Genomic DNA, 7,597 nt, shown 5'->3' on the forward strand with positions numbered 1-7,597 from the left:
GAGGAAGGCCATGACACAACGGATCAAATGCATCATCGCCTATGATGGCACCCACTTTTCCGGCTACCAAATCCAGCCGGGAAAGCGGACGGTGCAAGGCGAGTTTGAGGAAGTGCTTCGGCGGATGCATAAAGGGACAAAAGTGCGTGTGGCGGCTTCCGGAAGGACGGATGCCGGCGTTCATGCCTATGGGCAAGTGATCCACTTTGATACGCCGCTTTCCCTTTCCTCGGAGCAGTGGAAAAAGGCGTTGAACGCCCAGCTGCCGGATGATATCGTCGTTCGCTTTGTACAGGAGGCCGATGCAGACTTCCACGCCCGTTTTTCGGCGAAAGCGAAAGAATACCGCTATAAAGTATGGACGGCTGCCGAGCGCGACGTGTTTCGCCGCCATTATTGCGCATGGCATCCATATTCGCTTCATATCAGCGCGATGAACGAGGCGCTTCGTTTGCTTCATGGAACGCACGATTTTACAAGCTTTTGTTCCGCAAAAACGTCGATCGAAGACCGGGTGCGCACCATGTATCGGGCTGAAGTGAAGGCCGACGGCCCGATGCTCGAGTTTCGGTTTGTCGGCAGCGGCTTTTTGTACAACATGGTGCGCATTATCGTTGGCACGGTGTTGGAGATCGGCCAAGGGAAGCGTTCTCCCGCCGACATTTCGACACTGCTTGCGGCGAAAGATCGGCGCCTCGCTGGTCCAACCGCGCCGGCCGAAGGGCTGTATTTATGGCGCGTATACTATGAGGATGAATGTTTGGTTCACTCATTGGTGGATGGCTGATGGTTTTCTCCGGCTTTTTAAGACAACGAGTCCTTGTGTAACATCTTCTTGACATTGGCGCGCCGGCAAGCTATTATATCATATGGCATGTATTTTCCACGATTAGCCCCGGACCATAATCGTGTTGAAATAAACGACCATTTTGTTTGTTCATTTTTTTATTTTAGGAGGGAACTGCATTGCGTACGACTTATATGGCGAAACCGAATGAAGTAGAGCGTAAATGGTACGTTGTCGACGCAGCTGGCAAAACGTTAGGCCGCTTAGCCAGCGAAGTAGCGGCGCTGTTGCGCGGCAAACATAAACCGACGTTCACTCCGCACGTTGATTGCGGAGATCACGTCATCGTCATCAATGCGGACAAAGTCGAACTGACTGGGAAAAAGTTGACGAAAAAACTGTACTATCGCCACAGCTTATATCCGGGTGGCTTAAAAGTAAGAACAGCGCTGGAAATGCGTACGAACTACCCGGAACAAATGATCGAACGTGCGGTGCGCGGCATGCTTCCAAAAGGCAGCCTTGGCCGGCAAATGTTCAAAAAGTTGCACGTTTACCGTGGAAGCGAACATCCGCATCAAGCACAAAAACCAGAAGTGTATGAACTTCGCGGATAATCATAAGGGAGGGTATGATTTTGGCACAAGTACAATATTACGGCACAGGTCGTCGCAAAAGCTCGGTCGCCCGTGTCCGCCTTGTCCCGGGCGATGGCCGCATCATTGTCAATAAGCGTGACATTCGCGAGTACATCCCGACGGAAGCGCTCATCGAAATGGTAAAACAGCCGCTCGTATTGACGGAAACGCTTGGCAGCTACGACGTTTTGGTGAATGTCCAAGGCGGCGGATTTGCCGGCCAAGCCGGTGCGATTCGCCATGGCATCGCCCGTGCGTTGCTTGAAGTCGATCCGGAATTCCGCACGGTGCTGAAACGGGCCGGTTTGCTGACGCGCGATGCTCGCGTTAAAGAACGCAAAAAATACGGGCTCAAAGGCGCCCGCCGCGCTCCGCAATTCTCGAAACGTTAATCGCGTGATGTTCCAACCCAGCCGATTTGGCTGGGTTTTTTGCTTATTTCTGCCTTTCGCCCGCGCGTATGATTGTGAGCGATCGTTAGACACTACATCGTAAAGGAGCGTGAAAGACGATGACAGTCATCACTTCATTGGCGGAAAAAAGGCAGGAAAAGCAGCTTCGCTATGAACGGAACATGTTGCGCGAACTGTCGCTTGAGAAATTACGGACCAAAGCGCTTGAGCACTTTGTTCCGTTTTATACGGCGTATCGGATGTTCCCATCCGTTGTTGAGGAAGGCTGTATTGATCTGGCCATTGAAGCGTATTTGCTCGGCGCTCGCTACAGCCGATTCGGCTATTATGGGGAGCCGGCGGCCAGCGTACGTTGTCGATGTGCTCAAGAAGAAAAATATTTGATCGATACGCTGTTTGATTTTCTTTGCTTTTGGGGCAATATCGACAACGATTTCCTCAGCCAGTCGCTGTATGACGCGTGTGAACAATATATCGGCAACTGGTGGACGGAAGGATTTGAGCGGGGCAAAAAACGGCGTCGTCTAAAACTTCGCTGAATGAGTTCTATTCCCGCGCCTTGTCCCATATAAGATAGAGAAGGGAAACGTGCGGGAGGAGAAACAATGAGAGAAAAATGGAAGTGGCTGGTCGCTTTTGCTGCCGTCGCCCTTATGAGCACTTTGCTATTTCCGTCTTTATTTTCCGATTTGACATCAACAAAACCATGGAATCTCCCATTATCGGGGAGAATCATCGTATTGGACCCCGGCCATGGTGGGCCGGACGGCGGCGCCGTCGGTGGCGAGGCGGTGGAAAAGGACATCGCGCTCAACGTGGCGAAAAAGCTGCGCGATTATCTGCAGCAGCAAGGGGCGCTCGTCCTGATGACGCGCGAGACGGATCGGGACTTGGCCAGCCCGTCCACACGCGGCTACAGCCGACGGAAAACGGAGGATTTGCTCGAACGAACGGCTTTCGTCAATCGATCGAATGCCGATCTTTTCATCAGCATCCATCTCAACGCCATCCCGTCGCCGCGTTGGCGAGGAGCGCAGACGTTTTATTACGGGTCGTTCATCGAAAACGAGCGGCTGGCGAGATTTATCCAAGCGGAATTGCGGCGCAATTTGGAGAACACCCATCGACTGGCAAAAATGATTGATACCGTCTATTTGCTCAAGCATGCAAAAATCCCCGGCGCGCTTGTCGAGGTTGGGTTTTTGTCGAATCCCGATGAGCGAGAGCTGCTTGTGTCTGATGGCTACCAAACGAAGCTGGCCGCCTCGATTTATAAAGGAGTGCTCCGCTATTTTTCCAATGAACATACGCCTCGCGAGTAGCGGGGATTTTTTAAGGTCGGAACAGAGGAGACAGACAGCCGACCGGCCTTGTTTCGCCAAAAGGAATTAGAAATTCCCCCCTTTTCAACCGCGGGGACGTGCGGGAGCAAGTCAAACATGGCGGCCGTCTGCCGATTTATGGTATGATAACACGTAGAAATGACCATTGATTTGCAAAAGGGTTGGTGAATACGATGTTGACGGAAACTGAAGTGCGCGCCATTCTTGAAAAGATGAAAGATCCCTTTTTAAACAAAACGTTTAAAGAGACGAATGCCATCCAAGAAATCAAAATTAAGGAAGAGAAAAACCATGTCAGCGTGAAAATCGCGCTCGCCAAAACCGGAACGCCCGAGCAGCTTCGCGTGCAAACGGCGATCGTCGAGCAGCTGAAAGACGCGGGCGCTGCGACGGTCGGGCTGCGGTTCGCCGAACTGCCGCGCGACGTGGTGGAGAAATATAGCGAAAACAAGCAAAAAACGACGTATATCGCCATTGCCAGCGGCAAAGGTGGAGTCGGCAAGTCGACCGTTTCCGTCAATTTGGCGGTCGCGCTCGCCCGGCTCGGCAAAAAAGTCGGGTTGATTGACGCGGACATTTATGGGTTCAGCGTTCCGGACATGATGGGAATCACCGAGCGCCCGACGGTGAGGGGCGACAAAATCATCCCGGTCGAACGGTTTGGCGTAAAAGTCATTTCGATGGCCTTTTTCGTCGAGGACAACGCCCCGGTCATTTGGCGCGGCCCGATGCTTGGGAAAATGTTGAACAACTTTTTCAAAGAGGTCGAATGGGGAGACTTGGATTACTTGCTGCTTGACTTGCCGCCTGGTACGGGCGACGTCGCCTTGGACGTCCATACGCTCTTGCCGTCGTGCAAAGAAATTATCGTCACGACTCCGCATCCGACCGCTGCGTTTGTCGCTGCCCGCGCTGGGGCAATGGCGTTGCGCACCGAACATGAAATTATCGGCGTGATCGAAAATATGTCGTACTACGAGAGCCGGAAAACAGGGGAGCGGGAGTATGTCTTCGGCAAGGGTGGCGGAGAAAAGCTGGCTAAAGAGCTGCAAACCGAGCTGTTAGGGCAGCTGCCGCTTCAGCAGCCGGATTGGAACGACGACGACTTCGCTCCGTCCGTTTACGCAGAAGATCATCCGATCGGGAAAATTTATATGGATATCGCCCGCAAAATCGTTGCAAAATATTAATCGGTTTCACAAAAAGCGTCCGATGGCGAGAAACCGCCGATTAGAGCGTTGGCGGTTTTCAGCGCACGGACGCTTTTTTTGCTTGATTAACCTCCTCCGCCTTGTTGGTTGCCGGTGCTTTCTTCTCCCTCTCCCCCTTCCCCTCCGCCTTCTTCTTGTTTTTCTCCGCCTTGCTGAACCTTTTCAGCTGCTTTCATCAACATATCTTGAATTTTCGCCTGATACAGCGGGCTGTTCAACGTTTCCGTGATCACCTTTTGCAAATGCTGGCGGAACTCTTTGCTTTTTAAGACATCGACCATGGCTTTTTCCATTTCTGGATCTTTTAAAATATCGATCATCAGCGCCTGGTAATCGGGATCTTTCATGAGCGCCTTCATCATTTTTTCATGTTCTGCTTGCAGCCCTTTGGCAAAACTTTCAGCGAATTTCGGGTCTTTTAACGCACTTTCCCAGAACTTTTTTCCTTGATCGGATGTCAGCATTTGTTGCAGCGTTTCTTTTACAGCTTTTTGATCTATGACTAGTTGCTGCTTCATCTGATCTTCCGACATAATATCTTGAATCGCCTTTTTCCCCTCGTCGGTTTTTAAAATGTCAACAACCATCTTTTTCGTTTCGTCATAATCCGGGGGAGGGGGGCTGATTTCTTGAGGGGCACAGGAACCAAGAACGAGAAAACTGAGCAAGAGGAGCGGTAGGCATTTGTTCATGAAAGTGAGCTCCTTTCTGCAAAAATCCCTCACCCTTAATATGAATGTTGGCGAAAAAAATATACATGGGGGAGATCGGAGCTGGCTTTTTCACAAGGGCGCTGGTAAAATGGTAAGCGGGTTATGCTGAAATGATGGAGGATGAAGCTGTGAACAGCCGCAAATGGGTGCGTTTATTTTTATCGACGCTGCTGATCGGCGGCATCGCCACGGCGGCCGTCGGCATTGTGTTCAACTGGGAAGAATTCGGGCGCTTGCTGTTGCGCCTGGAAATGGTCGAATTTATGGCTGTTTTGTTATGGCATATCGGTGTTGGCTTTATTTTCAGCGTCATCAGTCAGGCGGGGTTTTTTGCTTATTTAACCGTCCACCGGTTCGGGCTTGGCATCTTCCGTTCGCTATGGAACGCTGTGCAGGTTGTTTTGATCATGTTCGTGCTGTTCGATTTAGTGTATTTCCGCTACATGGCGTTTGCGGACAAGGGCGATTCAATCATTCCGTATCTATTGACCGCATTGTTCATTTTGGTGGTTGGTCTCGTTGTTGCCTACGTCAAGAGCGCACAGACGAACAAAGGGGCGTTCGTTCCGGCTTTGTTCTTTATGGTCGTCGTTACGGTCATTGAATGGTTTCCCGTGTTGCGCATCAACGACCGTGATTGGCTGTATTTGATGTTGATTCCTTTATTAGTATGCAATGCATACCAGCTTCTTATACTGCATAAATTGACAGGCAGCGCGAAACAATAAAGAAAGCAAGGCGCCGCCTGTTTTCTTATGGCAGCCGCGAAAAAACGGCTGTTCGCCAAAAGCCAATCATTCCAATTGGCGGCTTGTCTGCCGCCGCAATCCAGCCGCACCGGCGCAGGCCGCTGTCGGAACGTGTCACTCGATCCCGCGGCTTTCGGCTTCGCCATTCGCCAACAGCTCGGAGAGGTTGACGTTTTTGTAGCCGTTTTCTTTCATGGAAGCGATAATTTTCGGCAGCGCTTTGGCTGTCTGTTTTGCCGAATCAGATGCGTGAAGGAGCACGATATCGCCCGGTTCCAGGTCCCTCGTGACGTTCTCAACAATTTGGTCTGTCCCAGGGTTGAGCCAGTCTTTCGAGTCAATGCTCCAATGGACGACAGTGTAGCCGAGGGACTGAGCAACTTTTAACACATTTTTGTTGAAGTTCCCCCCAGGGGGGCGCAGCAGCTCAACCTGTTTAATTCCCAACATGTCAAACACTTTTTTCGCCATGATTAAATCTTGACGGATTTTGGCGTTCTCAAGTTCCGTATAGTTGACAAAGTTATATCCCATACTGCCAATCTCATGCCCCTCCTCTTTGATCCGCTTCACTACGGCTGGATGGCGTTCGGCCCATGAGGCGGATAAAAAAAAGGTCGCGTTTTGAATCCCGTGCTGCTTCAAGACATCCAAAATTTTGTCTGCATTCTCATCTCCCCAGCTGATATCGAACGTCAACGCCACCTCATTGCGGGCGTTGTCCACTTTATATACCGCCTTCGGCCCAGAAGGAAGCGAAAAAACTGGACGGTTCATTTCATAAGCGTACAAGACGACGGCGGTGAAAAAGGCGGAGCAGATAATAATGAGAGCTTTTTTCAGCGTCCGTCCGTTCAACGCGTAAAACATGACATCGGCCCCCTTTTTTGCATTGTAAAATCGTTGTCCTAATAACATCTTATGCGGACAGCCATGGCGGTTATGAAACTTATTTGCCAGTCCTCTTACCGTCGAAGAGATGGAGGAAGCCTAAAGGAACGGTCTGGCGTCGGTTCCTGAAATTCCCCTAAAAAAGATATTGCATTTTTGATTGGTAAGTGGTATATTAAAAATCGTCGCTAATCGGACAGAGTGTTCGATAGCGGTGAGTGACGAAAAGCAACGGAAAAGATCTTGACAAGAAAAAAGAGGCATGTTAGTATAAAAGAGCTGTTTGCAAGAGGAAGATTCAACTATTCTTCAGTTCAAGACTGCAAATCAGCAGAGAAGTTGTTTCAATGCAGCAACTTTGCGTCTGTGTCTTCTAGTGAATTCGGGGGGATTGGGTTCCTCGGCGCAAGACTGCAACGAAGCAAGTTCAAGAAGAGGTCTCGTTCCTTGAAAACTGAACGAAACGAAGCGCGAAAGAAAAGCTGAGGCCCGCGGGTCGCCGCGATGGGCAAATGTTCTTCGCCTGCAGGGATTTACAATCCCGAAGGCGAAGGTGATTTGACCCCGAGCGGCGGCGGGCCGAAGCTGGACAATACGAAAAGCGGAGGCCGCTTTGGCCGAAGTTGGACAATGCGAAAAGCCAATCAACTTTCTTTGGAGAGTTTGATCCTGGCTCAGGACGAACGCTGGCGGCGTGCCTAATACATGCAAGTCGAGCGGACCGGATCGGAGCTTGCTCTGATTTGGTCAGCGGCGGACGGGTGAGTAACACGTGGGCAACCTGCCCGCAAGACCGGGATAACTCCGGGAAACCGGAGCTAATACCGGATAACACCGAAGACCGCATGGTCT

The 7,597-nt window shown here is 50.9% G+C and carries 9 protein-coding genes and 1 rRNA gene; 8 read left to right on the forward strand and 2 right to left on the reverse strand.

All coding sequences use genetic code 11. The features are described from left to right. Positions 1–10: 10 nt before the first annotated feature. The 6 genes from truA to ACVBDQ_RS12270 all read left to right on the forward strand — a co-directional run bounded on the left by truA (position 11) and on the right by ACVBDQ_RS12270 (position 4,371). Positions 11–787 carry a tRNA pseudouridine(38-40) synthase TruA gene (gene truA / locus ACVBDQ_RS12245; RefSeq protein WP_011229650.1) on the forward strand — a complete coding sequence of 259 codons (777 nt, stop codon included), beginning with the start codon at positions 11–13 and terminating at the stop codon, positions 785–787. 179 nt (positions 788–966) lie between these two features. Further along, positions 967–1,404, forward strand: a complete 438-nt coding sequence (rplM, locus tag ACVBDQ_RS12250; RefSeq protein ID WP_011229651.1) for a 50S ribosomal protein L13 — start codon at positions 967–969, stop codon at positions 1,402–1,404. 20 nt (positions 1,405–1,424) lie between these two features. Next, positions 1,425–1,817, forward strand: a complete 393-nt coding sequence (gene rpsI, locus ACVBDQ_RS12255; RefSeq protein WP_011229652.1) for a 30S ribosomal protein S9 — start codon at positions 1,425–1,427, stop codon at positions 1,815–1,817. A gap of 119 nt (positions 1,818–1,936) precedes the next feature. Continuing rightward, positions 1,937–2,377: a YbaK family protein gene (locus tag ACVBDQ_RS12260; protein WP_011229653.1), complete on the forward strand. Its 441-nt coding sequence runs from the start codon at positions 1,937–1,939 to the stop codon at positions 2,375–2,377. A gap of 66 nt (positions 2,378–2,443) precedes the next feature. Beyond that, a complete protein-coding gene (cwlD, locus tag ACVBDQ_RS12265) occupies positions 2,444–3,160 on the forward strand; it encodes an N-acetylmuramoyl-L-alanine amidase CwlD (protein WP_011229654.1) in 717 nt (238 codons plus the stop codon). 194 nt (positions 3,161–3,354) lie between these two features. Then, positions 3,355–4,371, forward strand: a complete 1,017-nt coding sequence (locus ACVBDQ_RS12270) for an Mrp/NBP35 family ATP-binding protein (protein ID WP_011229655.1) — start codon at positions 3,355–3,357, stop codon at positions 4,369–4,371. Between the two features lie 86 nt (positions 4,372–4,457). On the opposite strand, the gene gerD is transcribed toward ACVBDQ_RS12270, so the two are convergent. Further along, positions 4,458–5,084 (reverse strand): spore germination lipoprotein GerD, encoded by a 627-nt coding sequence (gerD, locus tag ACVBDQ_RS12275; protein ID WP_014194611.1) that lies wholly within the window; start codon positions 5,082–5,084, stop codon positions 4,458–4,460. 149 nt (positions 5,085–5,233) lie between these two features. Between gerD and ACVBDQ_RS12280 the strand changes: the two genes are divergently transcribed. Beyond that, the gene (locus ACVBDQ_RS12280; protein WP_011229659.1) at positions 5,234–5,833 is read left to right on the forward strand and encodes a KinB-signaling pathway activation protein; all 600 of its coding nucleotides are present in this window, start codon (positions 5,234–5,236) and stop codon (positions 5,831–5,833) included. A gap of 135 nt (positions 5,834–5,968) precedes the next feature. Here the strand turns inward: ACVBDQ_RS12280 and pdaB are convergent, their stop codons facing one another. Then, the gene (gene pdaB, locus ACVBDQ_RS12285; protein WP_011229660.1) at positions 5,969–6,724 is read right to left on the reverse strand and encodes a polysaccharide deacetylase family sporulation protein PdaB; all 756 of its coding nucleotides are present in this window, start codon (positions 6,722–6,724) and stop codon (positions 5,969–5,971) included. A 672-nt stretch (positions 6,725–7,396) separates the two neighbouring features. Here pdaB and ACVBDQ_RS12290 point away from each other — a divergent pair. Next, positions 7,397–7,597, forward strand: a 16S ribosomal RNA gene (locus ACVBDQ_RS12290); the annotation flags it as partial.

The organism is Geobacillus sp. CCR, assembly GCF_052906625.1.

Coding starts and splice junctions, on each gene's coding strand:
- cwlD (WP_011229654.1), top strand. CDS start 2,444: ATGAGAGAAAAATGGAAGTGGCTGGTCGCTTTTGCTGCCGTCGCCCTT.
- truA (WP_011229650.1), top strand. CDS start 11: ATGACACAACGGATCAAATGCATCATCGCCTATGATGGCACCCACTTT.
- gerD (WP_014194611.1), bottom strand. CDS start 5,084: ATGAACAAATGCCTACCGCTCCTCTTGCTCAGTTTTCTCGTTCTTGGT.
- ACVBDQ_RS12270 (WP_011229655.1), top strand. CDS start 3,355: ATGTTGACGGAAACTGAAGTGCGCGCCATTCTTGAAAAGATGAAAGAT.
- ACVBDQ_RS12260 (WP_011229653.1), top strand. CDS start 1,937: ATGACAGTCATCACTTCATTGGCGGAAAAAAGGCAGGAAAAGCAGCTT.
- pdaB (WP_011229660.1), bottom strand. CDS start 6,724: ATGTTTTACGCGTTGAACGGACGGACGCTGAAAAAAGCTCTCATTATT.